Origin of the sequence: Mesorhizobium sp. BR1-1-6 (genome assembly GCF_020165355.1) — a bacterium.
Lineage (GTDB): Bacteria > Pseudomonadota > Alphaproteobacteria > Rhizobiales > Rhizobiaceae > Mesorhizobium.
This window is the reverse complement of the sequence record NZ_JAIUHZ010000005.1, coordinates 158346-182623: the sequence shown is the minus strand read 5'-3', so window position 1 is coordinate 182623 and position 24278 is coordinate 158346. Positions and strand designations below refer to the sequence as shown.

The 24278-nt window shown below is 64.0% G+C and carries 22 protein-coding genes; 15 read left to right on the top strand and 7 right to left on the bottom strand.

Annotation, left to right across the window (positions count from 1 at the left end; all coding sequences use genetic code 11):
* The first annotated feature begins 230 nt into the window (after positions 1-230).
* The 3 genes from LB545_RS12895 to LB545_RS12885 all read left to right on the top strand — a co-directional run bounded on the left by LB545_RS12895 (position 231) and on the right by LB545_RS12885 (position 3975).
* Positions 231-1181: an AEC family transporter gene (locus LB545_RS12895; RefSeq protein WP_140521072.1), complete on the top strand. Its 951-nt coding sequence runs from the start codon at positions 231-233 to the stop codon at positions 1179-1181.
* A gap of 228 nt (positions 1182-1409) precedes the next feature.
* Entirely contained in the window at positions 1410-2867 is a 1458-nt protein-coding gene (locus tag LB545_RS12890; RefSeq protein WP_140517224.1) for an NAD-dependent succinate-semialdehyde dehydrogenase, read from the top strand.
* 85 nt (positions 2868-2952) lie between these two features.
* Positions 2953-3975, top strand: coding sequence for an aldose epimerase family protein (locus tag LB545_RS12885; protein ID WP_140495701.1), 1023 nt, complete (start codon positions 2953-2955; stop codon positions 3973-3975).
* A gap of 3 nt (positions 3976-3978) precedes the next feature.
* Here LB545_RS12885 and LB545_RS12880 read toward each other — a convergent pair whose 3' ends face one another.
* The gene (locus tag LB545_RS12880) at positions 3979-4899 is read right to left on the bottom strand and encodes a sugar kinase (protein WP_224705184.1); all 921 of its coding nucleotides are present in this window, start codon (positions 4897-4899) and stop codon (positions 3979-3981) included.
* Positions 4900-5051: 152 nt separating this feature from the next.
* Here LB545_RS12880 and LB545_RS12875 point away from each other — a divergent pair, with 152 nt between their 5' ends.
* Entirely contained in the window at positions 5052-5501 is a 450-nt protein-coding gene (locus LB545_RS12875; protein ID WP_224705183.1) for a FixH family protein, read from the top strand.
* A 7-nt stretch (positions 5502-5508) separates the two neighbouring features.
* Entirely contained in the window at positions 5509-6708 is a 1200-nt protein-coding gene (locus LB545_RS12870) for a cytochrome-c peroxidase (protein WP_224705182.1), read from the top strand.
* A gap of 1 nt (position 6709) precedes the next feature.
* Here the strand turns inward: LB545_RS12870 and LB545_RS12865 are convergent, their stop codons facing one another.
* A complete protein-coding gene (locus LB545_RS12865; RefSeq protein ID WP_140564121.1) occupies positions 6710-7162 on the bottom strand; it encodes an Lrp/AsnC family transcriptional regulator in 453 nt (150 codons plus the stop codon).
* Between the two features lie 163 nt (positions 7163-7325).
* On the opposite strand from LB545_RS12865, the gene putA reads away from it, so the two are divergent.
* A complete protein-coding gene (putA, locus tag LB545_RS12860) occupies positions 7326-10937 on the top strand; it encodes a bifunctional proline dehydrogenase/L-glutamate gamma-semialdehyde dehydrogenase PutA (RefSeq protein WP_224705181.1) in 3612 nt (1203 codons plus the stop codon).
* A gap of 28 nt (positions 10938-10965) precedes the next feature.
* On the opposite strand, the gene LB545_RS12855 is transcribed toward putA, so the two are convergent.
* From LB545_RS12855 to LB545_RS12845, 3 genes are all read right to left on the bottom strand, one after another.
* Positions 10966-11280 (bottom strand): antibiotic biosynthesis monooxygenase family protein, encoded by a 315-nt coding sequence (locus LB545_RS12855; RefSeq protein ID WP_023763446.1) that lies wholly within the window; start codon positions 11278-11280, stop codon positions 10966-10968.
* Between the two features lie 71 nt (positions 11281-11351).
* Positions 11352-11795 (bottom strand): hypothetical protein, encoded by a 444-nt coding sequence (locus LB545_RS12850; RefSeq protein ID WP_140495707.1) that lies wholly within the window; start codon positions 11793-11795, stop codon positions 11352-11354.
* A gap of 2 nt (positions 11796-11797) precedes the next feature.
* Positions 11798-13987 carry a TonB-dependent hemoglobin/transferrin/lactoferrin family receptor gene (locus LB545_RS12845; RefSeq protein ID WP_224705180.1) on the bottom strand — a complete coding sequence of 730 codons (2190 nt, stop codon included), beginning with the start codon at positions 13985-13987 and terminating at the stop codon, positions 11798-11800.
* A gap of 201 nt (positions 13988-14188) precedes the next feature.
* Between LB545_RS12845 and hemP the strand changes: the two genes are divergently transcribed.
* Genes hemP through LB545_RS12820 form a run of 5 tightly spaced genes read left to right on the top strand, consistent with a single transcriptional unit; the run spans position 14189 to position 18298 of the window.
* Positions 14189-14395, top strand: coding sequence for a hemin uptake protein HemP (gene hemP, locus LB545_RS12840; protein ID WP_023757683.1), 207 nt, complete (start codon positions 14189-14191; stop codon positions 14393-14395).
* An 18-nt stretch (positions 14396-14413) separates the two neighbouring features.
* The gene (locus LB545_RS12835) at positions 14414-15475 is read left to right on the top strand and encodes a hemin-degrading factor (protein ID WP_140517206.1); all 1062 of its coding nucleotides are present in this window, start codon (positions 14414-14416) and stop codon (positions 15473-15475) included.
* A gap of 10 nt (positions 15476-15485) precedes the next feature.
* Positions 15486-16394 carry a hemin ABC transporter substrate-binding protein gene (locus tag LB545_RS12830; protein WP_140670328.1) on the top strand — a complete coding sequence of 303 codons (909 nt, stop codon included), beginning with the start codon at positions 15486-15488 and terminating at the stop codon, positions 16392-16394.
* Between the two features lie 5 nt (positions 16395-16399).
* Entirely contained in the window at positions 16400-17500 is a 1101-nt protein-coding gene (locus LB545_RS12825; RefSeq protein WP_140670330.1) for a FecCD family ABC transporter permease, read from the top strand.
* A gap of 9 nt (positions 17501-17509) precedes the next feature.
* Positions 17510-18298, top strand: coding sequence for a heme ABC transporter ATP-binding protein (locus LB545_RS12820; RefSeq protein WP_140517200.1), 789 nt, complete (start codon positions 17510-17512; stop codon positions 18296-18298).
* 60 nt (positions 18299-18358) lie between these two features.
* Here the strand turns inward: LB545_RS12820 and rirA are convergent, their stop codons facing one another.
* A complete protein-coding gene (gene rirA / locus LB545_RS12815) occupies positions 18359-18820 on the bottom strand; it encodes an iron-responsive transcriptional regulator RirA (RefSeq protein ID WP_140495713.1) in 462 nt (153 codons plus the stop codon).
* A gap of 398 nt (positions 18821-19218) precedes the next feature.
* Between rirA and LB545_RS12810 the strand changes: the two genes are divergently transcribed.
* The 3 genes from LB545_RS12810 to LB545_RS12800 all read left to right on the top strand — a co-directional run bounded on the left by LB545_RS12810 (position 19219) and on the right by LB545_RS12800 (position 21759).
* Positions 19219-20514 carry a DUF445 domain-containing protein gene (locus tag LB545_RS12810; protein WP_140517198.1) on the top strand — a complete coding sequence of 432 codons (1296 nt, stop codon included), beginning with the start codon at positions 19219-19221 and terminating at the stop codon, positions 20512-20514.
* A 70-nt stretch (positions 20515-20584) separates the two neighbouring features.
* Positions 20585-21013, top strand: coding sequence for a phasin family protein (locus LB545_RS12805; RefSeq protein WP_140517196.1), 429 nt, complete (start codon positions 20585-20587; stop codon positions 21011-21013).
* Between the two features lie 248 nt (positions 21014-21261).
* A complete protein-coding gene (locus tag LB545_RS12800; protein ID WP_140495716.1) occupies positions 21262-21759 on the top strand; it encodes a MaoC family dehydratase in 498 nt (165 codons plus the stop codon).
* A gap of 34 nt (positions 21760-21793) precedes the next feature.
* Here LB545_RS12800 and LB545_RS12795 read toward each other — a convergent pair whose 3' ends face one another.
* On the bottom strand, positions 21794-23239 hold the full coding sequence (locus LB545_RS12795; protein ID WP_140521059.1) for an MFS transporter: 1446 nt from the start codon (positions 23237-23239) through the stop codon (positions 21794-21796).
* Positions 23240-23375: 136 nt separating this feature from the next.
* Between LB545_RS12795 and LB545_RS12790 the strand changes: the two genes are divergently transcribed.
* Positions 23376-24266, top strand: coding sequence for a LysR family transcriptional regulator (locus tag LB545_RS12790; RefSeq protein WP_140728927.1), 891 nt, complete (start codon positions 23376-23378; stop codon positions 24264-24266).
* The last annotated feature ends 12 nt before the right edge of the window (positions 24267-24278 follow it).

The following is a 24278-nucleotide window of genomic DNA, read 5'->3' as shown; positions in this document are numbered from 1 at the left end:
CGCATATAGGGATCGGAAAGCAGGTACAAAGACAAGCGAAAGGCCTGCGGTCTCCGCGGTCTCACTTCTCCTTCGTCATCCGCTGCTTCACCAGATCGGTCTTCCGGTCGTGAGCGGGATGGGAAAAGTCCAGCCGCCTTCGGCGATGCCCCGCTTGGCAGAACAAATTCGGGGTCGAAGAAATTCGGGCGCGATTGCACCGCGACCTTGGCTCGCCTATCCCTGGAAAAATGTCTCCGCTTACCGAAACCGTCCTTTTCGTCTTCAGCCTCGTGGCGCTCGGCTACCTCGCCGGGTTCACCGGTTATATGAAGCCGGCGAGCGGCGAGGGGATATCCGATTTCGCGGTCAGCGTTGCGATGCCGCTGCTGTTGTTCCAGACGATGGTGAATGCCGATTTCCACGGGGTGGCACCGTGGTCGCTATGGGGGGCCTATTTCGCGGCGGTGGCAATCACCTGGGCCGCCGGCCATGTCGTTACCACGCGGATATTCGGACGCGACGCACGCGCGGGTGTCGTCGGCGGGGTGTCGTCGGCCTATTCCAATGTTGTCCTGCTCGGCGCGCCGTTCATTCTCGGCATATTCGGGCGGGATGGATTCGAGGTGCTGTCGCTCCTGGTTTCCGTGCATCTGCCTGTCATGATGATGGCTTCGATCGTGCTGTTCGAGATGTTCGGCCGCGGCGGCGGCGAGCATGTGCACCCCGTGCGCGTCGTCCGCAATTTCCTGAGGCGGCTGTTCATCAATCCGCTGATCATCGGCATTCTTTTGGGTCTCGCATGGCGCTTCAGCGGCATCCCGCTGCCCGAACTGGTCATGCGGCTGGTGGACGCGCTGGCCGGCACCGCCGGGCCGGTGGCGCTGTTCGCCATGGGGCTCAGCCTGCGCCGCTTCGGCATATCAGGCAATGTCCGCCCGGCGCTGGCGCTATCAACACTGAAGCTGTTCCTGATGCCGGCGCTGGTTCTGATCTTCGTCTGGTTGCTCGGCCTGCCGCCCTTGACCGCCAAGGTAGCGGTCGTGGTGGCGGCGCTCCCATCCGGCATCAATTCCTATCTCATTGCCGTGCAGTTCAACACAGGCCAGGCGCTGGCGTCGAACCAGATGACCATCGCGACCGCGAGCGCGGTCGTTACCACTGCTTTCTGGCTGGCGGTGAGCGTGCACGTGTTCGGCTGACATGAATAAGACCGGGGTCTGAGCCGCTCGGCGTGAATCCGGTTTGACGCGATGTCTCAGCGGTGAAATCAAACCTCGGCTCTCGCCTTGCACTGGCATAACCCCTATATGCCATCTTGCGATTGCTTGCGGGGCTTTCCCTAGGTTAAGAGCAATGGCCCCAGCGCACGGTGCGCTAATCGAAGACATCCAGATAGCGGCCCGTGAGCGCCGAACGGAGGCTAGACCATGCTTCAGAAAACCAGCCATTTCATGCGCCAGGCCAATCTTATCAACGGCGAATGGGTGCAGGCCGACAGCGGCCAGACGGTCGACGTCACCAATCCGGCAACCGGCCTCAAGATCGGCACCGTGCCGAAAGCGGGCAAGGTCGAGACCCGCCGCGCCATCGAAGCCGCCGACGAAGCTTTCAAGACCTGGCGCAAGACGACCGCGCTCGAGCGCTCGAAGCTGCTGCGCAAGCTGCACGATGCCATGATGGACAATCAGGACGTTCTGGCGGAGCTCCTGACCATTGAACAGGGCAAGTCGCTGTTCGAATCGAAGGGCGAGATCGGCTCGGCCGCCTCCTACATCCTGTGGTTCGCCGAGGAGGGCCGCCGCACCTATGGTGATGTCGTGCCGTCGCCGTGGGCGGACCGCCGCATCCTGGTGACCAAGGAACCGGTCGGCGTCATCGCCGCCATCACGCCGTGGAATTTCCCGTCCTCGATGCTGGCCCGCAAGCTCGGCCCGGCACTCGCCGCGGGTTGCACCGCCGTGGTCAAGCCCGCCTCGCAGACGCCTTACTCCGGTCTCGCCTGGGGCGCGCTGGCCGAGGAAGTCGGCTTCCCCAAGGGCGTAATCAACATCCTGACCGGTGCGGCCGGCGAAATTGGCGATGAGATCTGCGCCAATCCGCTGGTCAAGAAGATCACTTTTACCGGCTCGACCGAGGTCGGCAAGATCCTGATCCAGAAGTCGTCCGTCACCGTGAAGAAGGTGTCGATGGAGCTCGGCGGCAATGCGCCGTTCATCGTCTTCGACGACGCCGACATCGACCGCGCCGTCGCCGGTGCGATCACGGCCAAGTACCGCAATTCGGGCCAGACCTGCGTCTGTACGAACCGCTTCCTTGTCCAGGCCGGCGTCTATGACCGGTTCGTCGAGAAGCTGGCTGCCGCCAGCGACAAGCTGAAGGTCGGCTCCGGCCTGGAGGAGGGCGTGCAGCAGGGGCCGCTGATCGACGAGAAGGCGGTCGAGAAGGTCGAGGAACTGATCGCCGATGCGACTTCGAAGGGCGGCAAGGTCGTCGCTGGCGGCAAGCGCCATGCGCTCGGCGGCTCGTTCTTCCAGCCGACCGTCATCGCCGATGCGACGCCCAAGATGCGCTTCATGAAGGAAGAGATATTCGGGCCGGTGGCGCCCGTCTTCAGGTTCGAGACCGAGGAAGAAGCGATTGCGCTTGCCAATGACACCGAATTCGGCCTCGCCTGCTATTTCTACACCGGCGATCTCGGCCGCGCCTTCCGCGTCATGGAAGGGCTGAAATATGGCATGGTCGGCGTCAATGAAGGCCTGATCACCACGCCGGAAGCACCGTTCGGCGGCGTCAAGGAGTCCGGGCTCGGCAAGGAAGGCGGACATCAGGGTATCGAGGATTACCTCGACACCAAATATGTCTGCATCGGCGGCCTCGGCCTCTGATAGACTGTCGCCGGGACAGGCAGGCCTATGATCTGCCTGCCCCGGCTACGAAACGGGCCGTCTGGATCAACTGACGTTTGCGGGCATGGCAATGAAGGACGGCGAGGTTTTCGGCACCACCCAGGCGGGCGACCCGATTCGCCGCTTCACCATCAGAGGCGGCGGACTTAGCGCCAATATCCTTGGGCTCGGCGCGATCATCCAGGACCTGCGCCTGGCCGGCCACGATGCGCCTCTCGTGCTCGGCTATGATAATCTATCATCCTATGAAACCGACACGGCTTTCTTCGGCGCGGTCGTCGGCCGCTATGCCAACCGCATCCGCGACGGCCGCTTCACCATCGCCGGCAAGCGCTACCAGACCGAGCGCAATTTTCTCGACAAGCACACGCTGCATGGAGGCTCGCAAGGCTTTTTCCATCGGCCGTGGACGGTTTCGCTGCACGGGCGGGACTTCGTCACGCTGACGCTGCACGATCCCGACGGCACGATGGGCTTTCCCGGGGCACTCGACGTCACCTGCACCTACCGGCTGAAGATCCCCGGTACGCTCAGCGTCGAGATATCAGCGACGTGCGAGGAGCCGACGCTGTGCAATCTCACGCAGCATTCCTACTTCAACCTCGATGATGGCGGGACGGGCGACATCCTCGATCACCGGATGATGCTCAATGCCGGCGCCTATCTGCCGGTGGATGGCGAAATGATTCCGACGGGCACGGTGAAGCCTGTCGACGGCACGCCCTTCGATTTCCGCCAGGCGCGGCCCCTGCGCATGGAGACCGAAGGCGAGCAGCTTGCCTACGACCAGAATTTCTGCCTCGCCTCGGCGCGTGGGCCGCTCAAGCAGGCGGCGTGGGTGCAAGGAGCGAGCTCCGGCGTCGAGATGGAACTGTGGACCACGGAGCCCGGCGTCCAGCTCTATACCGGCCAGTATGTGACGCCGCGCACGGGGCTAGAAGGGCGAAACCACAAAGCTTTCTGTGGTTTTTGCCTGGAGCCGCAAATATGGCCGGACGCACCGAACCGGCCCTATTTCCCGCAGGCGACACTGTGGCCGGGTGCGATCTACCATCACGTGACGGAATATCGGTTCCGGCTGCCCTGACCCTCAATCCGTTTCGAATGCCGTACGCAACGTCTCGAATGGCGCCAATGCGCCGCGAACCTGCACCACGCTGGCCGCGACACGGTGCGCGCGCTTTGTAGCCTCCGCAGGGGTGTGTCCGGCGAGACGCGCGGCGAGATAGCCGCCGTTGAAGGAATCGCCCGCGCCCGTGGTGTCGACGGGCGTGGCCACATGGATCGCCTGAACGTCCCGCAGCGTCCCGTTCTCGACGATCAGCGCCGGCTGTTCACCGTTCTTGACCACGACTTCGCCGACCAGTTGCCCGAGCCGCCCAGCCGTTGCCTGTGGCGCTTCATCGCCGAACAGCATCTGCTCGTCCGGGAAAGTCGGCAATGCGATGTCGGTGACGGCGAGCGCCTCCAGGATCGCGGCTTGCGCCTCCTCGCGATCGCGCCACAGCCGTGGCCGGTAGTTGGGATCGAAGGCGATCAGCGACCCCGCGGATCGCGCCTCGGCCACGGCCGATAGCAACGTGGCGCGCGCAGCGGAGTCCAGAATTCCCAAAGTGATTCCGGAAAAGTAGACAAGCGCCTGCTTTTCAAGGCTTTTTGCCAACGCAGCCGGATTGGAGGCAAGCTGCCTGGCAGCTGCATCGCCGCGCCAATAGGTGAAGGAGCGTTCCGCGCCGGTCAGCGTGATGGCATAGAGGCCGGGCCGCGCCCCCGGGATAACAGGGCTTTCGCCAATGCCGATGCCATTGTCCGCGAAGAAGCCGATCTGGTCTTGCGAGAAAGGATCGTCTCCGAAAGCCGAGACGTAGGTCGCTGGCCTTCCACTCAGCGCATGCAGGGCCCACAGCGTGTTGAACGTATCGCCGGCAAATCCCATGCGCCAGTTCGAACCCGTTTGGCCCGAAAGCTCGATCATGCATTCGCCGATCGAGGCGACACCTTTGCCGATCATGATCCATTCCCCTGTTACGATGCTGCTGTAGCTTTTTGGAGAGTAGAGCGCCATGCTTGGCAAGGGCGGTTTTTTCCGTCACCTGCGATTCCAACAGGTTTGGCGGGATGCGATCGGTGCGGCAAAACGTTATCCCCTGAAGAGGAACCGGCTTGGCTTCGATATGGCGTTATCTTTTGGCGGGTCTTGGTCTGGCAGCCTTGCTGGCTGGCATCCTGGCAGTGGTCTATCTGACCGCACCGCGAACCCCGCAGGTTGCCGGCCCGGATATCTCCCGAACCAAAAAGACCGAGAACGGATTGTTCATGGCGAGCTTCGCGCCGGAACGCGGCGTCGTCCGTCAAGGCGAACTGGAAGCCTGGCTGTTGACGTTGAAGACGATAGCCGGGACGCCGGTGGAAGGGGCCGCGATCGCGGTATCGGGAGGCATGCCGCAGCACCGCCACGGCCTGCCGACCAGCCCGCAAGCGACGGACTATCTCGGCGACGGGCGCTATCGCATCGAGGGAGTGAAATTCACCATGAGCGGCTGGTGGCAGTTGCATTTTGCCATCTCCGCGACGGCTGGGTCGGATACGGTCGTCTTCAACGTCGTGCTGTGAGCCGCAGATGAGGCGTCTTGCGCGCTTTTTCGTCTTGATGGCGATGGCCGTTCTTGCCGGCTGCGGCAAGCCGGACTTTTCCGATGCCGAGAAGAAGACCATCGCCTCGCTGGCGCTGTCGAGGCTGCCGGCGCTGAAACCCGACACCACCAACCGGTTCGCCGATGTCCCGGCCGCCGCTGCCCTTGGCTCGACGCTGTTCTTTGACGCCAGCATGAGCCGCGACGGCACGGTGTCCTGCTCGACCTGCCACAAGATCGACAGGCAGTTTCAGGACGGCCTGCCGCAGGCGGTTGGCGTCGGCCGCACGAACCGGCGTACCATGCCGCTCGCCGGCATCGCGCGCGATCCCTGGTTTTTCTGGGACGGACGGCGCGACAGCCTGTGGGCGCAGGCGCTGACGCCGCTGGAGAACCCCCTGGAGCAGGCGGGAAACCGCGCCGCCTATGCGCATTACATCAAGGCGCGCTTCGGCGACCGCTATGAGCGCATCTTCGGCCCGCTGCCCGATCTGTCCGACATACCAGCCAATGCCAGTCCGCTCGGCAGCGATGCCGAGAAGGCTGCATGGCGCGCCATGAGCGACCAGCAGCGTGACGCGATAAACGGGGTGTTCGCCAACATCGGCAAAGCAATCGCTGCCTTCGAACGCTCGATCGAGCCGCCGCAGGCCCGCTTCGACCGGTTCGCGCTGGACCTGGCGACCGGCGCCGAGCCGAAAGGCGACGCCGCCTTCTCCCGGGAGGAAATCCTCGGCCTGAAACTGTTCATCGGCAAGGCCAATTGCGTGACCTGCCACAATGGGCCGCGCTTCACCGACAATGGGTTCCACAACACCGGCGTGCCGCCGGTCAACGGGCTGCCGCCGGATCGCGGCCGCGTCGACGCGGTACGCCAAGTTCAAGCCGACCCGTTCAACTGCTTCGGCGCCTATCGCGATGGCGATGTCGGCGCCTGCGGCGAATTGCGGTTCATGGTCAAGGATGCGCCGGAATTGGTGCGCGCCTACAAGACGCCTTCGCTTCGCGGCGCGGCGACGCGGCCGCCCTACATGCACGCCGGTCAGTTTGCGTCGCTCGACGAGGTGGTGGCGCATTATGCCAAGGCTGCCCCCAGCGTTGAGGGTACATCCGAAATTCATCCGCTTGAGCTGTCGGACCGCGAGCGCGCGGCGCTGGTGGCGTTTTTGAAGACCTTGGCGGAGTGAATTATCGATCCTTCACAGTCTCCATCGCCACGAAGGTCGAGGTCTGGGCGACATGGGGCAAGGCGGAGATGCGTTCGCCGAGCACGCGGCGGTAGGCGGCGATGTCCCGGGTCCGCACCTTCAAGAGGTAGTCGAAGCTCGACGCCATCATGTGGCACTGCTCGATCTCGGGCACGGCCTGTACGGCACGGTTGAAGGCATCGAGTGCGGCGGACCGGGTGTCGGACAGTTTCACCTGGACGAAGGCGACATGGCCTTCGCCCATGCGCTCGCGATCGATAATCGCCTGGTAGCCTCTGATATAGCCGTCCTTCTCCAGCCGCTTCACCCGCGCCTGAACCGGCGTCTTGGACAGGCCGACCTTGGCGGCGAGCTCCGACATGGAAAGCCTGCCGTCGCTTGCCAGCGCCGACAGGATGTTCCTGTCGATGCGGTCCAATTGGTCTTCCCTCATCGAAAATGCAGCCTTCTTCGGGTAGTTTGCGATGATGTGATAGATCGATCGAACTGCAATGTCGATTTCTTCAGACCGCCTGAAAATCGGGACCTGTGCTAGCTTGCGCCATTCGGTCCGGTGACCGCCGGCCCGCTCCCTTGTGCTTGCCGTAGGACCCGCCATGCCAGCGCTCGACGCCATCCGCCAGCAAATCCGCGCCAACTATCTGCCCGACGAGGATCAGGCCGTGAAGGCGCTGGCCGAGGCGAGCGGCCTCTCGGCGGAGGATCGCCGGGCGATTTCGGCTCGTGCCGCCGATCTGGTGCGGGCGGTGCGCGGCTCGTCCGATCCGCGGCTGATGGAGGTTTTCCTGTCCACCTATGGCCTCTCCACCAAGGAAGGCGTGGCGCTGATGTGCCTGGCCGAGGCGCTGCTGCGCGTGCCCGATACCGAGACGATGGACGACCTGATCGCCGACAAGATCGCGCCGCACGACTGGTCGGCGCATTCGGGCGGCTCGAGCTCCATCTTCGTCAATGCATCGACCTGGGCGCTGATGCTGACCGGCCGCGTGCTCGATGAAGGCGAGGGCGGCATCGAAGGCACGTTGCGCGCCATGGTGCGCCGGCTCGGCGAGCCCGTCATCCGCAAGGCGGTGGCGGCGGCTATGCGCGAGATGGGCGAGCAGTTCGTGCTCGGCCGCACCATCGCCGAAGCGGTGAAGCGCGGCCGGCCGATGACGCAGAAGGGTTATCTCTATTCCTTCGACATGCTGGGCGAGGCGGCCCGCACCGAGGCCGATGCGCTGCGCTACCACAAGGCGTATGCCGATGCCATCTCGTCACTCGATGCCGGTTCAAACGGGCCTGATATCCGCCACAACCACGGCATCTCGGTGAAGCTCTCGGCGCTGCATCCGCGCTACGAGGAAGCGCAGAAGGAAGAGATGCTGCCTGTCATGGCCGAGCGGCTCCTTTCGCTGGCGCTCGCGGCGCGCCATTCGCGCATGGGCCTCAATATCGATGCCGAGGAGGCCGATCGCCTCGACCTCTCGCTCGACGTCATCGAGCGCGTGCTTGCCGAGCCGGAGCTTGCAGGCTGGAACGGCTTTGGCGTCGTCGTCCAGGCCTATGGTCCGCGCGCTGCCTTCGTCATCGACTGGCTCTATGCGCTTGCCACGAAATACGATCGCACCATCATGGTGCGGCTGGTCAAGGGTGCCTATTGGGATACCGAGATCAAGCGGGCGCAGACGCTGGGGCTCGCCGGCTACCCCGTCTTCACCCGCAAGGTCAACACCGACGTTTCTTATCTCGCTTGCGCGAGAAAGCTTTTGTCGATGACCGATCGCATCTATCCGCAATTCGCCACCCACAATGCCCACACTGTCGCCGCCATCCTGTCGATGACGAAGAACCGTGAGCGCTTCGAGTTCCAGCGCCTGCACGGGATGGGCGAGGCGTTGCACGAGACGGTGCGTAAGGCCGAAGGCACGCGCTGCCGCATCTACGCGCCTGTCGGCGCGCATTCCGACCTGCTCGCCTATCTGGTGCGCCGGCTGCTGGAGAACGGCGCCAATTCATCTTTCGTCCACCAACTCACCGACGAGGATGTCGAGCCCGAAGACATCGCGCGCGACCCGCTAGAAGCGGTCGAGAGCCAAGGCCCCGCCGCCAATCCCGCGATCCCCCGGCCTGCCGTCATCTTCGGTGCAAGCCGCCGCAACTCGAAAGGGTTCGACATCACCGATCCGGTGACGTTGGCAGCAATCGAGAAGGAGAGGACAGCCTTCGCGGGCCCTAGCCGCTGGCACGCCAAGCCGATCACGCGCGCGGCCGGCTATGGCGAGCAACGCCCGGTCGTCAATCCCGCCAGGCCTTCGGAAGTGGTGGGCACGGTCAGCGAAGCCACCGCCAAGCAGGCGGCAACCGCCGTGCGCATCGCCGTCGAAGCGCAGCCAGCCTGGGCAAAGCGTCCGGTTGCCGAGCGCGCGGCCATCCTCAATCGCGCCGCCGATCTCTACGAGGCCAATGCCGTCGAATTCTTCGCGCTGGCCACCCGCGAGGCCGGCAAATCGCTGGCCGACGGCGTCGCCGAAGTGCGCGAAGCGGTGGATTTCCTGCGCTATTACGCGGCCGAGGCGGCCAATGCCGAAGCGGGCACCGAGGCGCGCGGCGTCATTGTCTGCATCTCGCCGTGGAATTTCCCCCTCGCCATCTTCACGGGCCAGATCGCCGCAGCGCTCGTCACCGGCAATTCGGTAATTGCAAAGCCCGCAGAACAGACGCCGCTGATCGCTTTCCGAGCCGTCGAAATGCTGCGCGAGGCCGGCGTGCCGGAAGACGTCATCCAGCTTCTGCCGGGCGACGGCCCCTCGGTTGGCGGGCCACTGACATCAGATCCGCGCATTGCCGGCGTCTGCTTCACCGGCTCCACCGACGTCGCCAAGCTGATCGAGAAGCAACTGGCCGAGACAGCCGCGCCCGATGCCATGCTGATCGCCGAGACGGGCGGGCTGAATGCCATGATCGTCGATTCCACCGCGCTGCCCGAGCAGGCGGTGCGCGATATCCTCGCCTCCGCCTTCCAGAGTGCGGGCCAGCGCTGTTCGGCGCTGCGCGTCCTCTATGTGCAGAAGGATGTCGAGAAGAAGATGCTGGAGATGCTGAAGGGCGCCATGGAGGCGCTCAAGGTCGGCGATCCCTGGGCTATCTCGACGGATGTCGGTCCCGTCATCGACGACGAGGCGCAGGGTTCGATCCGCGATTACTGCACGACGATGGGTTTGCAGGGACGGCTGATCGCCAAGCTCGAAGCACCCAGGGATGGCCGCTTCGTCGCGCCGCATGTGTTTCGGGTCAAGGGTATCGAGGAGATGGAGCGCGAAGTGTTCGGGCCGGTGCTCCATGTCGCCAGTTTCGACGCCGATGAGATCGATGCGGTGATCGCCGCCATCAACCGCAAGGGCTACGGCCTGACGTTCGGTCTGCACACCCGCATCGAGGGTCGCGTGCAGCATTTCGTCGACGGGATCCATGCCGGCAACATCTATGTCAACCGCAACCAGATCGGCGCGGTCGTCGGCTCGCAGCCGTTCGGCGGCGAGGGGCTGTCCGGCACCGGGCCCAAAGCCGGCGGACCGCATTATCTCCGGCGCTTTCGCAAGGGACCGGAGGCAGGCACGCCTGTTGGCGACGGCCACAAGGTGACGGCGACCGAACTCGCCGACAATCTGCCCGATCCCGCGCTTGGCGGCTGGTCGACGCGGCCGGACCGCATCGCCATCCTGCGCAAGCACCTGCGAGGCAAAGGTGCCGCGGCGATCGGTGCCGCCGCCGCAATCGATTTCGGCCAGGTCGACCTGCCCGGGCCGACCGGCGAGGCCAATACATTGTCATTGGCGCCGCGCGGCCGGGTGCTGTGCTTGGGACCGGACGGCGACACGCTGCTTGCGCAGACGATCCAGGCGCTCGCCGCCGGCAACGCGGTGCTGGCGGTGGCGCCAGGCGCGCCGGCGGCGCTTTCGGCGCTGACCGGCAAGGGCCTGCCGCTGGCGGCGATCGACGGCCGCCCCGATCCGGTTGAGGCGCGTTCGTTACGCGTCGACGTCGTCGCCTTCTCGGGGACGCCGGAGGCGGCGCGCATCGTGCGCAAGGTGATCGCCGAACGCTCAGGGCCGATCGTGCCGCTGGTCAGCGAAGTGCTCAACCCCGCGGCCTATGCGCATGAGCGGGCCGTCTGCGTCGACACGACCGCGGCGGGCGGCAATGCCAGCCTGCTTGCTGCCGCTTAAGGACGCCTTTCCGGCGGGCGAGGTCGTTTCAGGCGCCCTCGACGACCGAAAAACCCTCGAACTGGGGATGGCCGAGATAGTGGACCTTCGTCGTGCCGACATTCCTGTGGGCCGCGCGAAAATTCTCCGACTTGGTCCAGGCGACGAAATCGTCGTGGCTTGCCCAGACCGTGTGTGAGGCAAACAGCGTATAGCCTTCGGTCTCGTTGACTGGGCCGCGCAGCAGATGGAACTCCCGGAAGCCCTTCATTTCCGCAAGGCTGGAATCACGGTTTTTCCACACGGCCTCGAAATCGGCTTCCGAGCCGTTCTGCACCTTGAAGCGGTTCATGGCGATGTACATGGAGTTCCTTTCGATTTCCTGGACTTAGACGGGTGGTGCCGCAGGATGCCACGTGCGGCCCCACGCCGTGCTCAGACCCCGAAGGCGATGCCGGTCTTGGCATCTGTCTTGAGTTTTCGCATGCAGGTGTTCGGCTCGACGCCGGTGCCGACGCATTCGGTCGCGCTGTTGATCAGCACGCGGCTGACCTTGGCGCAGTTGGTGCCAGCGAGATCGAAGCGCGTCACCTTGGTCTTGCCGGCCGGCAGGTCCTTGAAGTCGAGCACGGTCAGGCGGTCGACGACGCCGGCGTCGTTGAACAGCGCGATCTCGAACGCCGCCCTGGAAAGGTCGGCGCCGAGATTGTTGGTGACCACGAAGGTCAGGCGGCAGCCCTTTTCAGACGGTTGCGCGCCATTGAGTTCGAGGGAGAGAGCAGGCGCCGGCGCGGACTCTTGTGCCCACGCCGGAACCGCTGCAAGCGACATCGCCAGCGCCGAGGTCAGCAGACGAAGGGATGCCGTCAAGTTCGTCATCATCATCCTCCAAATCGCATCGTTGCCGCCAGCTTCAGCGTTATGCCCGGTTCATAGACCGCGACCGTGGTGCTGCCGTTCAACGGATTGGCGTATTTGACATCGAACAGATTGTCGGCGCGGAAATCAACCTTCAGATTGTCGGTCGCCTGGTAGCTGGCGAAAGCGTTGACCAGCGTATAGTCCTCGGCGATCGGGTTACCCTTGGGCTTGCCATTGTACTGCACCTCGCCGCCGACAGTGAGTTTGTCCTCGAGGAAGCGCAGGCCGAGCTGCACGGTGACCTGCGCGGACGGGATCGTGGCAAGGTCCGCCCGATCGCCTTCGTAGGATATGGTGTGACCATTGATGATGGAGGCGGAAAGTCCGGCGTAGCCCCATGCTGCATCATAAACGCCTTCCATCTCGAAGCCGTTGATCTTTGCCTTGGCGAAGTTCTGGTACTGGAAGCAGATCGGAATGCCCGGCCCGAAGGGGCAGCCGCTGGTCGGATCGAAGGCCGACAGCGTAACGCCGTCAATATAATCGTCGACGTCGTTGTTGAAATAGGCTGCCTTCAGCCGAAACGCGTCGCCGGACTCGAGAACGTCGTTCTGCTTGTAATTGACACCAAATTCGACGGTCTTACCGGTTTCGGGCTTTAAATTGGGATTGGGCAGGAACGGGAAGCTGACACCCGCCGGATGGTTGCCGCTGATCAGGGTTTCGGTCAGCGAAGGCGACCGGTAGCCCTCCGCGTAGGTGCCGTAGAATTGCAGGCCGGCAAGGCCGGCGCTTTCGAAAGGCGAGACGCCGACGGTGACGCGCGGCGACAGGCGGTCGCCCGACGTTTCGTGCGTGTCGTCCTCGAGGCTGTAATTGTCATAGCGCAGCCCGGCAATGACTTCGAGCCAATCCCAGCTGAGCTTGTCCTGGACGTAGGCGCCAGAAACGTTGCGCTTGCCGGAAGGCGTGTAGAAGCTGTCGCCGCCTGCCGTGCCGCCAGTCTCGACGTCGTCATTCACCCAGTCGCCGCCATAGGTCAGTTCATGCGCGAGGCCGCCTGTCTCGAATCGCGACGTGTTCCAGATGTCGATGGCGGCTGTGCCGACATCGAAGGTCGACGTCGAACCTGCCGGCAACATCACGGGAAGGCCGGTGACGGGATCGAAGCGGCGCTGCGGAACAAGGCCGGTCAGGTCGAGATTGGTCTTGTTGTAGGAGGTGTTGACGTGGAGGTCGAGCCAGCTCCTGTCTTCGTCCGTGACATTGTAGCGAGCCGTGAAGGTGTTCGATTTCAGGTCGACGTCATTGACCGGCATGCCGCCGCTGACCTCGTTCCAGCCGTCGCTCGAACCGACCCAGCCGAGCTTCAGTTCGCTATTGTCGCTCGGGCGGATCGTGGTCTTTAGCAATCCGCTCAGCACGTCGAAGCCGGTGCCCTTGACGGTGTCGCCGTCGCCATCCTTGTAGTCGTCATAATTGCGGTAGACGATATTGCCCAGCGCATCCAAATTGTCGTTAAAGCGATAGGCGCCGGATGCGCTGGTGGTCCAGCCCTTGCCGTTGCTCTCGTAGCGTCCGGTGACGGAACCAGCCCATGTCTCGTCCGGCTTGAGGATGTCCTGGGCGTCCTTGGTGTCGAAGAAGACCACGCCGCCTATCGCGCCCGAACCATAGGTGTTGGCGACCGGACCACGGATGACGTCGACGGATTTGATAAGCTCGGGGTCGACATAGAAGGTCGATTGGGTGCCATGGTCGGAACGCTGGAAGTTCTGCCGCGCGCCGTCGACGATGATCGCGACGCGGCCGAAATCCTGCAGGCCGCGGATATTGACGCTGGTGCTGACGCGCCTGGCATCGGCCTGCGCCGCGACGCCGGGCACGCCGAACAGCATTTCGTTCGGCGTCGTCGCCATGCGGCGATCGAGCTGTTCCTGGTCGATATGGCTGGCCGAGGCCAGCGATCGGATGGCCGTTTCTCCGGTGCGGCTGATGACCAGAACCTTGTCGAGCAGCGTTGCGCCCGCTGGCGCCGGCTTTTCCCCCTCAGCCTGCTTCGATTGATCGGCCTGCTCTCCCGCCGCCTGTGCTGATTGCTGAGCGTTGGCAGGTGGCACGTATAAGGCAATCGCCGCCACGCCCGCCAGCAAAGCCGCCGCACCCTTCGCCGCCGACCAGCCGCGCCGTTCCCAAATCGCTAACCCCATGTGCCCCAACTCCAAAGTTTCCAGGTTCGATGCGGGCTGGCCTGGGGCTGGCTGGCATTTGTGATCGTATTCGCGTCTTAAATCTTGACTCATTTAATCCGGTATTGCACTGACTAGTAAACATGATTATTCAAGTCAAGAATGAATCGGATTACGCAAACGCCTAGCCAGACGCCCGGCACAGGAAAGGGACCGATCCACATGAACACGCACAATCCCAACGACTTCCGCTATCGCGTCCGCCGGTCCGACGATGCTTCCGCCCGCTTCGACCGCGTTCCGCTGGCGGTGCGGACGCTGTCGAGCAACACGCTGTTCCAAGGTGAGCACGAGATCGGCATCGAGCATCACGGCGCGCTCTACCGGCTCAAGATCACCCGTCAGGGCAAGCTCATCCTCAACAAGTAAGCGTAAGGCAGCAGGACAATGGACCAGCGCGTAAAACCCACCCCGCACGAAATCCGGCGGGCGCGGACGGATAATCCGAAAACGCGCGAGCGCGATCTGGCCGCACAGCTTGGCATTTCGGAGGCTGAGTTGGTGGCCGCGCATTGCGGCGACGGTGTCGTTCGCGTCGAGCCACGCGTCAACGATCTTCTGACCGGCCTCGAAGCCGTCGGCGAGGTGATGGCGCTCACCCGCAACGAAAGCGCCGTGCATGAAAAGATCGGCGCCTACGACAAGGTCGTCACCGGCAATCACAATGCCATGGTGCTGGGCGAGAACATCGACCTGCGCATTTTCCCGAAAATATGGGCGCACGGCTTTGCCGTGGAAAAACGCGACGGCGACGACATCCGCCGCAGCCTGCAATTCTTCGACGCGGCGGGCGAGGCGGTGCACAAGGTGCATCTGCGGCCGGGGTCAAACCTCTATGCCTATCAGAAACTGGTCGCTTCGCTGGAATCGCCGAACCAGGAGCCACTGGTCGCCATTTCGGGGCCAGCCGCCGAGAACGAAGGCGAGGCGGTGACAACGACCGCGAATCTCGACGATCTGCGCGATCGCTGGAGCCGGCTGACCGACGTGCATCAGTTCTTCGGCATGCTGAAGACGTTGAAGCTCAGCCGCCGCCAGGCGGTGCGCATGGTGGGCCAGGACTATGCATGGCTGCTCGACAATGATGCGGTGAGAGCCATGTTCAATCGTGCCGCCGAGGGCGAGATGCCGATCATGTGCTTTGTGGGAAACCGTGGCTGTATCCAAATCCATTCCGGTCCGGTCAAGTCGATCAAGCCAATGGGGCCATGGATCAATGTGCTGGACGAGACCTTCCATCTGCACCTGCGCACCGACCACATTCATGAGGTCTGGGCCGTGCGCAAGCCGACCAAGGACGGCCATGTTACGTCGCTGGAGGTCTACGACGCCGGCGGCAACATGATCATCCAGTTCTTCGGCAAGCGCCATGAAGGAGAGGGTGAGCGCGACGACTGGCGCTTCCTGGCCGAAAACCTGCCGCGCATTCCAAGCCCGACGGCAGCCTGAGGAAACGATGATGGGTCTTCTCTCCGGATTGACGGCTGCGCGCGGATCGATGCTTGGCCCGATGGTCGGCCTTTCCTTTGCTTTCACAGCGCTGCAGCCGGCCGGCGCCAGCGACGGTGTTTCCGTCTTCGCCGATCCCACCAGGATCGCGTCGATCGGCGGCTCGATCACCGAGATCGTCTATGCGCTCGGCGAGGAAAAGCGTCTTGTGGCGCGCGATTCCACCAGCCGCTATCCGAAAGCCGCTATCGACCTGCAAGATGTCGGCTACATGCGCCAGCTGTCGCCGGAGGGTGTGTTGTCGGTCAACCCTTCGGGCATGCTGGCGCTGCACGGCAGCGGCCCCAAGGAGGCGCTCGATGTGCTGAAGAAGACGAGCATACCCTTCATCGAAGTGCCTGACCTGTATGACCGTGAAGGCATCCTCGAAAAGGTCCGCGTGATCGGCAAGGCGCTCGGCGCCGACGCCAAGGCCGAAGCGCTGGCCAGGGAGATCGATGCCAAGCTGCAGGCGGCGGAAAAGCAGACGGCCTCGATCAAGGAGCGCAAGCGCGTTCTGTTCGTGCTGTCGATGCAGGGCGGCAAGATCATGGCGGCCGGCAGCGACACCGCGGCCAACGGCATCATCAAGCTGGCCGGCGGCGTCAACGCGATCGAAGGCTTCTCCGGCTACAAGCAACTGTCCGACGAGGCTGTTGTCACCGCCAGGCCGGACGCGATCCTGATGATGAGCAATGCCGGGCCGCCGGTATCGGACGATGAACTGTTCGGCAACGCATCGATCGCCTCGACGCCGGCCGGAACCGCGCGCAAGCTGATCCGCATCGACGGCGGGTATCTGCTCGGCTTCGGACCGCGTACGGCCGACGCCGTCCACGACCTTGCCGCCGCGCTCTATGGCACGCAGATTACAGACTGAGCGGCATGGTCGACCAGTCGATCGCCGGGCCGGCGGAGAGGAAGATGGCCAGCGACGGTGACCGTTCCGGGCGCGCCCGTCTGGTCATCGCGCTCGCCTGCGTCATGCTTGCGGCAGCGGTATTGCTGTCGCTGACCTCCGGCGCCTCGGATGCGTCCGCCGTCAAGGTCGTTGGCGACTGGCTGTTCGGCGCAGCGCCTGGCGACGTGGCGATGAGCGCGCGAGATCGCCTCATCGTCTATGACATAAGGCTGCCGCGCGTCGTGCTCGGCGTGCTGATCGGGGCCGCCCTCGCGGTGTCCGGCGCGGTCATGCAGGGGCTGTTCCGCAATCCGCTTGCCGACCCCGGCCTTATCGGTGTTTCGGCGGGCTCCAGCCTCGGCGCGGTGGCGGTCATCGTGCTCGGCACGACCGTGCTGTCGCCGGTGACCGCCTCGTTCGGCGCGCTGACCCTTCCTCTGGCGGCCTTCGGCGGTGGTTTGTCGGTGACGTTGCTGCTCTACAAGGTCGCGACGCGGCAGGGCCGCACATCCGTCGCCACCATGCTGCTTGCCGGCCTGGCGCTGGCCGCACTTGCCATGGCGCTGACCGGTATCCTGATCTTCATGGCCGACGACCGGCAACTGCGCGACCTGACCTTCTGGCAACTCGGCTCGCTGGCCGGTGCGACATGGCAGAAGATCGGCTCTGTCGGCCCGGTCATCGTGCTTTCGCTGGCGGCGATGCCGTTCCTGGCTCGCGGCCTTAATGCGCTGGCGCTGGGCGAGGCGACCGCCGGCCATCTCGGCATTCCGGTGCAGCGGCTTAAGTACACGGCCATCGTCGGCGTCTCGGCGGCGGTCGGCGCCTCCGTCGCCGTCAGCGGCGGCATCGGTTTCATCGGCATCGTGGTGCCGCATCTGCTGCGCCTGCTGATCGGCCCCGACAATCGCTATCTGCTGCCGGCCTCGGCGCTGCTCGGCGCCTCGCTGCTGCTTTTGGCGGACGCGGTCGCGCGCACCATCGTGGCGCCCGCCGAACTGCCGATCGGCATCGTCACGGCGATCGCCGGAGCGCCGTTCTTCCTCTGGATCCTGCTGCGCAAGCGCGGCGTCATCGACCTGTAGGGGTGTTTCATGATCGAAGCGCGCGATGTTTCGGTGGCGATCGGCAGGAAAGGCATTGTCGCCGGCGTCGATTTCGAGGTCAGGCCGGGTGAGATTTCGGCCATTGTCGGCCCCAATGGGTCGGGCAAGACGACCTTCCTCAAGGCGCTGTCGGGGGAACTCGCGCATACCGGCCGGATTGCCATCAACGGCCGCGAGCTCTCGACGATAACGCCAGTCGAGGCGGCGACGCTGCGCGCGGTGCTGCCGCAGGCGACGACCTTGTCGTTTCCCTTTACTGTGCGCGAGATTGTCAGGCTCGGCCTTGTCGGAGGCCGCTCAGGTGTGCTGCCGGGCGAGGACGAACGCCTGCCGGAACGGGCGCTGGCGCGTGTCGACCTCGACGGTTTCGCCGGCCGCTTCTATCAGGAGCTTTCCGGCGGCGAGCAGCAGCGCGTTCAACTCGCCCGCGTGCTGTGCCAAATCTGGGCGCCGGTGCTCGACGGCAAGCCGCGCTATCTGTTCCTGGACGAGCCGGTGTCCAGCCTCGACATCAAGCACCAGCTGATCATCATGAACATTGCCCGCGACTTCGCCAGAAGGGGCGGCGGCGTGGTTGCCATCCTGCACGACCTCAACCTGACGGCGATGTATGCCGACCGGATTTTCGTCATGCACCGCGGCCGGCTTGCCGCCACCGGTTCGCCGCAGGATGTGCTGAGCGACGATCTGATCGAAAGGGTATTCGGTTGCCGCTTAAAGGTTGGAGTCCTGCCAGCCGGCAATATGCCGTTCGTGCTGCCTCAATCAGCGGCCTAGATTCTGGCAGCGGCCTAGATTCTGGACGTTCGCCGCAGGTCCAGCCTGCGGCGAACCGGATCAGGCCGCCGGTGCGCGGCGCTCCAGCAGGTCAATGCCGAGCAGGTTGCGCACGTTCGGACGCGCCGCCACGAGATCGGCGATCGTATAGCGGGCAAGGACCGCGAAGAAGGCGTTGAGCGCCTCGCGCAACGCGGAATTCAGCGCGCAACTGTCGACCAGAGGGCATTCCGCGGCGTCGTTCTCGAAGCACTCGGCCATGGCGAAGCTTTCCTCCGTCACGCGCACGACGTCGAACAGGTTGATCGATTCCGCGGCACGGCCAAGCCTGACGCCGCCATTGCGGCCACGCACCGTCTCGACAAGGCCATTCTCGACCAGTGGCTGGAGGATCTTGAACAGGAAAAGCTCCGACACCGAATAGGCGGCGGCGATCTCGGGGATGCGGCTCAGCCGATCGGTATTGGCCGCGCAATACATCAGGATGCGCATGGCGTAATTGGTCTGGCGGGTAAGTCGCATCTTGTCCTCACAAAGCGCCGGCGAGCTGCGATCACGCCAGATTTTGAACTTTGCTGGTGCGGCTTTGCTCCGAGCTTTCGGATTCGCCACACTGGCCTCGGCGGAATATGGCCTATACCTTGGAATAATTCCAGACTAGCTTCGCCTAATAGCTGAATATTCCCGTCAACTTTGTGTGCGCAAGGCGGCAAGACGCGGGCCGAATCGGCTGTCACGCGCATTTTCTCGGGCGAAACACCAGAGCGGTCCAGTGATTGGCAGAATGGCCGACCGCCCTAACTCTTTGTTTTCACGCAATTCCCTGGGGAAAGCGCCAGGCGCTTTTCCAGAGAACAGCGTTACACACCTTTCCTGGAATGCTCTAAATAGATCAGAGATCGACGAGGAGCGGCTCTGACATGTCACAATCAGCCACGGCCCTGGCTTCCGGCGGATACGATGCCGACGCGCATGCCAAGCTTACAATGCTGCGGCGGACCAAATTCGTCGCCACGGCGGCACTTGCGCTTTGCGTCGCCGTGTTCGCTCTGGCCAAGTCCTTCGAGAGCACCTATCCCTGGCTCGGCTTCGTCGCCGCCTTTGCCGAGGCGGCGACCATTGGCGGCCTGGCCGACTGGTATGCGGTGGTCGCGCTGTTCAAGCGGCCTCTCGGTCTGCCGATCCCGCACACCGCGATCATTCCCGAGAACCAGAACCGTATCGCCGATAGTCTCGGCCGTTTCATCGAAGCCAATTTCCTTGCCCCCGAGCCGGTGCGCGAAAAGTTGGCCGAGGTCGATTTCTCGGCGCTCGTCGCCGACTGGCTGGCCGATTCCGAACGTGCCGCGGGCCTGTCGCGTTTCGTCGTGCGCCTGGTTCCGCAGACGCTTGCCGCCGTCGAGCAATCGGGGCTGCGCGGCTTCGTCACCAGCCGGATGCTGGAGCAGATCGAAAAAGTGCCGCTGGCGCCGTTGGCGGCCGAATTGCTCTCGGCCCTGACCGACGATCGCCGTCACCAGAGGCTGTTCGATGAGTTCATCAAGGTGATCGGCCGGTTCCTCAACGATGAACAGGCGCTGACGACCATGCGCGAAAAGATCCGCGAGGAACTGCCGTCGCTGTTCAACCTGTTCAGGGCCGACGCCTATCTCCTGAAGAAGATCGTCGCCTCGGCCGGTTCGCTGCTCGACGAGGTGAGAGCCGATCCCGAGCACCCGATGCGCGCAGAATTCGATCGTTTCGCACAGGGCTTCGTCGAGCGGCTGAGAACGTCGAAGCAATATGCAAGGCGCGCCGAGAAGCTGAAGCGCGATTTCCTCGCCAGGCCGGAAGTCAAGGCGCTGGCCGGCGACATGTGGGAAAGCCTCAGCCTGTTCATCGAGCAGGATGCCAAGGCGCCGCGATCGATCATCCGCGCGCATCTTGCCAACATGTTCGTCGAGGTCGGCCGGCATCTGGCCGGAGACGCCAAGATCAGGGCCGACATGAACCAGGGATTCGTGGTGGCGCTGTCCTCTTTCGTCGAGAGCCAGAAGAGCGGCGTATCGAAATTCATCGCCGACCAGGTCAAGCGCTGGGACCTGGCGCAGCTGACGCGGCTGATCGAGATGAATATCGGCCGGGACCTGCAATATATCCGCTTCAACGGCATGATCATCGGCGGTCTGGCCGGCATCGTGCTTTACACCGCGGAGCGGCTGTTTCTCGTCAATTGACGGGCGCACGCCATGCCCTATTCTCATGGGCGGGGCATCAGCAGTCGCGGCAACAGGGGAGCAGATGAGCATGGCCAAACAACCGGATTCCGATTCCTTCACGGACATGTTCGGCCGGTTCGGCCGCGATCTGAAACTGCCCAATGTCGATGTCGAGGCAATCCTCGCGCACCACCGCAAGAACCTTGAAGCGCTGGAGAAATCGGCGCGGGCAAGTGCCGCCGGCGCGTCGTCGCTGTTCTCCAGGCAACGCGAGATGCTGCAGGACACACTGCGCGAAATTGCCGACATGACGCAAGGCTACAGAGCGCCCGGCACGCCGCAGGACCTGATGGCCAAGCAGACTGAGTTCGCCAGGAAATCCTTCGAGACCACGCTGAAGAATGCCAGCGAAGTGGCCGAACTGGTCAGGACATCCGGCACCGAATCGGTCGACATCCTGCGCATGCGCATCAAGGAGGCGATGGAGGAAATCCGCGCCGGCTACGAGAAGAAGTAGCTTGCGTGACAAAGACCGGTTGCCTGCCAACCCTGCGCCAGGCGTAGTTTTGTTCGGATGCTCTTTCATCGGCCGCCATGCTTTTACACCATGGGTACCCTCAAATGCCAAGGCCGGGCGAACACGGCTTGACGTAGGACCATGCCAGGATTCGCGTCGGTCCCGGCGGAACGGAATCATGCAGGGCGAATTGACAGAGGCCGCCGGTTCGTGGTCCGGAAGCGTTGGAAGCCATCGGGAAAACAGGAATGACCGAAATACGGCCTAAGACGCCGCCGACCTACGAGCAGTTGAGGACGATGTCCGGGCAGGAGCTTGGCGTCTCGGAATGGACGACAGTCGACCAGAACCGTATCAACCAGTTCGCCGAATGCACCGGCGACCATCAATGGATCCATGTCGACCCCGAACGGGCGCGGCGGCAAAGCCCGTTCCGCACGACGATTGCACATGGCTATCTGACGCTGTCGATCATCGGCGCGCTGGCGCTCGGCATGGGAATCGTGCCCGAGAACACGCAGGCCGCCTTCAATTACGGCTTCGACAAGGTGCGTTTCCTGGCACCGGTCAAGGTGGGCGCACGCATCCGGTTGCGCACCACGCTGCTGTCCATGGAGGACAGGGGGCCGGGCCAATACCTGATGAAGGCCGCCAACACCGTCGAGATCGAGGGCGAGGAAAAGCCGGCGCTGACGGCCGAGACGCTGGTCATGCTCTATGAGCGCCGCAAGCGGGCAGGGGCCTGAGCGGCATTCGCCCAAGCCCCTGAATTGATCTTCGTCAGGCATTCTCCGCCCGCCGGCTCGGCAAAAGGCTGAGCGCCAGCGCCGCCACCGCCAGTGCCGTTGCCGTCTGGAAGGTCACCTGCATTCCGCTGGCCGCCGCCGCTGACGTCAGCATGCCTTGGCCGCCGGCTTCACGTCCTCCGGCCGATGCGGCGGCGAATAGGGCGCCCATCACGGAGGCGCCCGTGATGAGGCCAAGGTTGCGCGACAGATTGAGCAGGCCGGAGATGACGCCGCGTTGACCGCCGCCGACGCTGCTCATGACGGCGGCGTTGTTCGCTGTCTGGAACAGGGCATAGCCGAAGCAGGTCACGGTGATGGGGACGACATAGCTGACGATGCCGAGTGTCGTTATCGCCAGGGACAGGAGGAACGTGCCCGTGGCAAGGCCGAGCAGGCCCGCGACCATCATCCTTTTGGCTCCGAAGCGATCGGCAAGGCGTCCGGCAAGCAACGCCGACAGCGCCGAAACCAGCGGGCCTGTCGAGAGCACCAATCCGGCGTTTGCCGCGTCCAGTCCGAGCCCGCGCGAGAGATAGAACGGCGCGACCACCAAGGTCGCCATCATCACCGTGGCGACGATCAGGTTCATGGCAAGGCTGGTGCTCAGTGAGAGATCGCGGAAGGCGGAAAGCTCGACCAATGGGTTTTTCGCCATCCTTTGCGCCGTGGCGAACAGGAAGATGCCGATGCCAGCCGCGACCAGCAGGCCGATGTTGATGGGGCCGAAACTGCCTCTACCCAGTGTCATCGCCAATGCGTAAGCCGCCAATGCCAGGGCCAGCAGGCCCGTGCCCAAACCATCGAAGCCGGCTTGGCCGGTCCGCACCGTCCGGTTGCCGGTAGGCAAAGCACGCCAGGCCATTGCAAAGGTCAGGATGCCGAGCGGCACGTTGACCAGGAAAATCGAACGCCAGCCGAGAGCGGCGATCAGCAGGCCGCCCATGGAGGGGCCGAGCGTGGTGCCGATGGCCGACATGGCGCCGAGCAGGCCCATGGCGCTGCCGGTCCTGGCCTTGCTCACCGTCTCGGCGACAAGGGCCAATGTCAGCGCCATCATCAGCGCCGCGCCAAGCCCTTGCACCGCCCGCGCCGCGATCAGCAGCCACAAAGCCGGCGAGAGGCCGCAGAGCACCGACGCCGATGTGAACAGCGCGATGCCGAAAAGCAGCAGCGGCCGCCGCCCGAGCATGTCGGCGAGGCGCCCGGCACTGACGATCAGGATGGTGATGGCGAGCAGATAGGCAATCACGACCCATTGCACCTGTTGGAACGAGGCATCGAATGCCTGCATCAGCGCGGGAAGGCCGACGCTGGCGATGCTGGTGCCGAGCGACGACAGCAGCGTGGCCAGCGACAGGCTCGCGAGCGCCCATCCAGCCGATGGGATTTTCTGTGCGACCGATGCGTGCTCGTTGCGATGTTGCTCAGTGACTGCCACGGCGATCTCCCTTTGTCGGCTTCAGGTCGAAGCTTCGAAGATCTAATCGTTTGCATGATGTGGCGGAACGCGCAGCATTTGCATTCTATTCGTGCGTTGCACGCCACATCAGCGGATTTCGTGCTAGGATCGAACCATGTCGCCGCCCGATCTCAACCTGCTCGTCGCCCTCGATGTCCTGCTGGACGAAGGCAGCGTGGCGCGTGCGGCGACGCGATTACGGCTCAGCCCCTCGGCGATGAGCCGCACGCTGGCGCGCCTGCGCGCGGCGACGGGAGATCCGCTGCTGGTGCGGGCCGGTCGCGGTCTGGTTCCAACGCCACGCGCGCAGGAACTGCGCCAGCAGGTCGGTCGTGTGGTTCAGGATGCGGAAACGCTGCTGCGCCCGGCGAGGCTGCTTGATCTGCCGGGCCTGGAGAGGACCTTCACGCTGCGCACCAATGAAAGCTTCGTCGAGGAGTTCGGGCCGCGCCTGATCGCCCGCATCCAGGCCGATGCGCCGGGCGTGCGGCTGCGTTTCGCGCCGAAGTCGGACAAGGACATGGCGTCACTGCGCGAAGCGGCGATCGACCTGGAAGTAGGTGTGGCCGGCGAGACCGGGCCGGAGGTGCGCATCCAGGCGCTTTTTCGCGACCGTTTCGTCTGCGCGGTGCGCAGCGGCCATCCGCTGGGCCAGGGCGCGATGACGCCGGAACGCTATGCGGCCGGCCGCCACATCAATGTTTCGCGGCGGGGCCGCGAAAGGGGGCCGGTCGACGAGGCCTTGAGCCGGCTCGGATTGCAACGAATGGTCGTGTGCATGGCTTCCGGTTTTTCGGCCGCGCTCGCGATGGCGCGCGCCTCGGAGTTGATCGCCAGCGTGCCCGAGCGGCATACGCAAGGCGCGCGCGCCGGCATGCAGACTTTTTCCCTGCCGGTCGACATTCCGGCGGTCACCATTTCCATGCTCTGGCATCCGCGGCTCGATGCCGATCCGGCGCAGCGCTGGCTGCGGAGTTGCGTGCGCGACATTTGCGTGAAGTCCTGATCGCGCAAGCCG

Bases quoted from the DNA above. Each gene is read 5' to 3' on its own strand.
- LB545_RS12895 (WP_140521072.1), top strand. From the start codon at position 231: ATGTCTCCGCTTACCGAAACCGTCCTTTTCGTCTTCAGCCTCGTGGCG.
- LB545_RS12890 (WP_140517224.1), top strand. From the start codon at position 1,410: ATGCTTCAGAAAACCAGCCATTTCATGCGCCAGGCCAATCTTATCAAC.
- LB545_RS12885 (WP_140495701.1), top strand. From the start codon at position 2,953: ATGGCAATGAAGGACGGCGAGGTTTTCGGCACCACCCAGGCGGGCGAC.
- LB545_RS12880 (WP_224705184.1), bottom strand. From the start codon at position 4,899: ATGATCGGCAAAGGTGTCGCCTCGATCGGCGAATGCATGATCGAGCTT.
- LB545_RS12870 (WP_224705182.1), top strand. From the start codon at position 5,509: ATGAGGCGTCTTGCGCGCTTTTTCGTCTTGATGGCGATGGCCGTTCTT.
- LB545_RS12865 (WP_140564121.1), bottom strand. From the start codon at position 7,162: ATGAGGGAAGACCAATTGGACCGCATCGACAGGAACATCCTGTCGGCG.
- putA (WP_224705181.1), top strand. From the start codon at position 7,326: ATGCCAGCGCTCGACGCCATCCGCCAGCAAATCCGCGCCAACTATCTG.
- LB545_RS12855 (WP_023763446.1), bottom strand. From the start codon at position 11,280: ATGTACATCGCCATGAACCGCTTCAAGGTGCAGAACGGCTCGGAAGCC.
- LB545_RS12850 (WP_140495707.1), bottom strand. From the start codon at position 11,795: ATGACGAACTTGACGGCATCCCTTCGTCTGCTGACCTCGGCGCTGGCG.
- LB545_RS12845 (WP_224705180.1), bottom strand. From the start codon at position 13,987: ATGGGGTTAGCGATTTGGGAACGGCGCGGCTGGTCGGCGGCGAAGGGT.
- hemP (WP_023757683.1), top strand. From the start codon at position 14,189: ATGAACACGCACAATCCCAACGACTTCCGCTATCGCGTCCGCCGGTCC.
- LB545_RS12835 (WP_140517206.1), top strand. From the start codon at position 14,414: ATGGACCAGCGCGTAAAACCCACCCCGCACGAAATCCGGCGGGCGCGG.
- LB545_RS12830 (WP_140670328.1), top strand. From the start codon at position 15,486: ATGGGTCTTCTCTCCGGATTGACGGCTGCGCGCGGATCGATGCTTGGC.
- LB545_RS12825 (WP_140670330.1), top strand. From the start codon at position 16,400: ATGGTCGACCAGTCGATCGCCGGGCCGGCGGAGAGGAAGATGGCCAGC.
- LB545_RS12820 (WP_140517200.1), top strand. From the start codon at position 17,510: ATGATCGAAGCGCGCGATGTTTCGGTGGCGATCGGCAGGAAAGGCATT.
- rirA (WP_140495713.1), bottom strand. From the start codon at position 18,820: ATGCGACTTACCCGCCAGACCAATTACGCCATGCGCATCCTGATGTAT.
- LB545_RS12810 (WP_140517198.1), top strand. From the start codon at position 19,219: ATGTCACAATCAGCCACGGCCCTGGCTTCCGGCGGATACGATGCCGAC.
- LB545_RS12805 (WP_140517196.1), top strand. From the start codon at position 20,585: ATGGCCAAACAACCGGATTCCGATTCCTTCACGGACATGTTCGGCCGG.
- LB545_RS12800 (WP_140495716.1), top strand. From the start codon at position 21,262: ATGACCGAAATACGGCCTAAGACGCCGCCGACCTACGAGCAGTTGAGG.
- LB545_RS12790 (WP_140728927.1), top strand. From the start codon at position 23,376: ATGTCGCCGCCCGATCTCAACCTGCTCGTCGCCCTCGATGTCCTGCTG.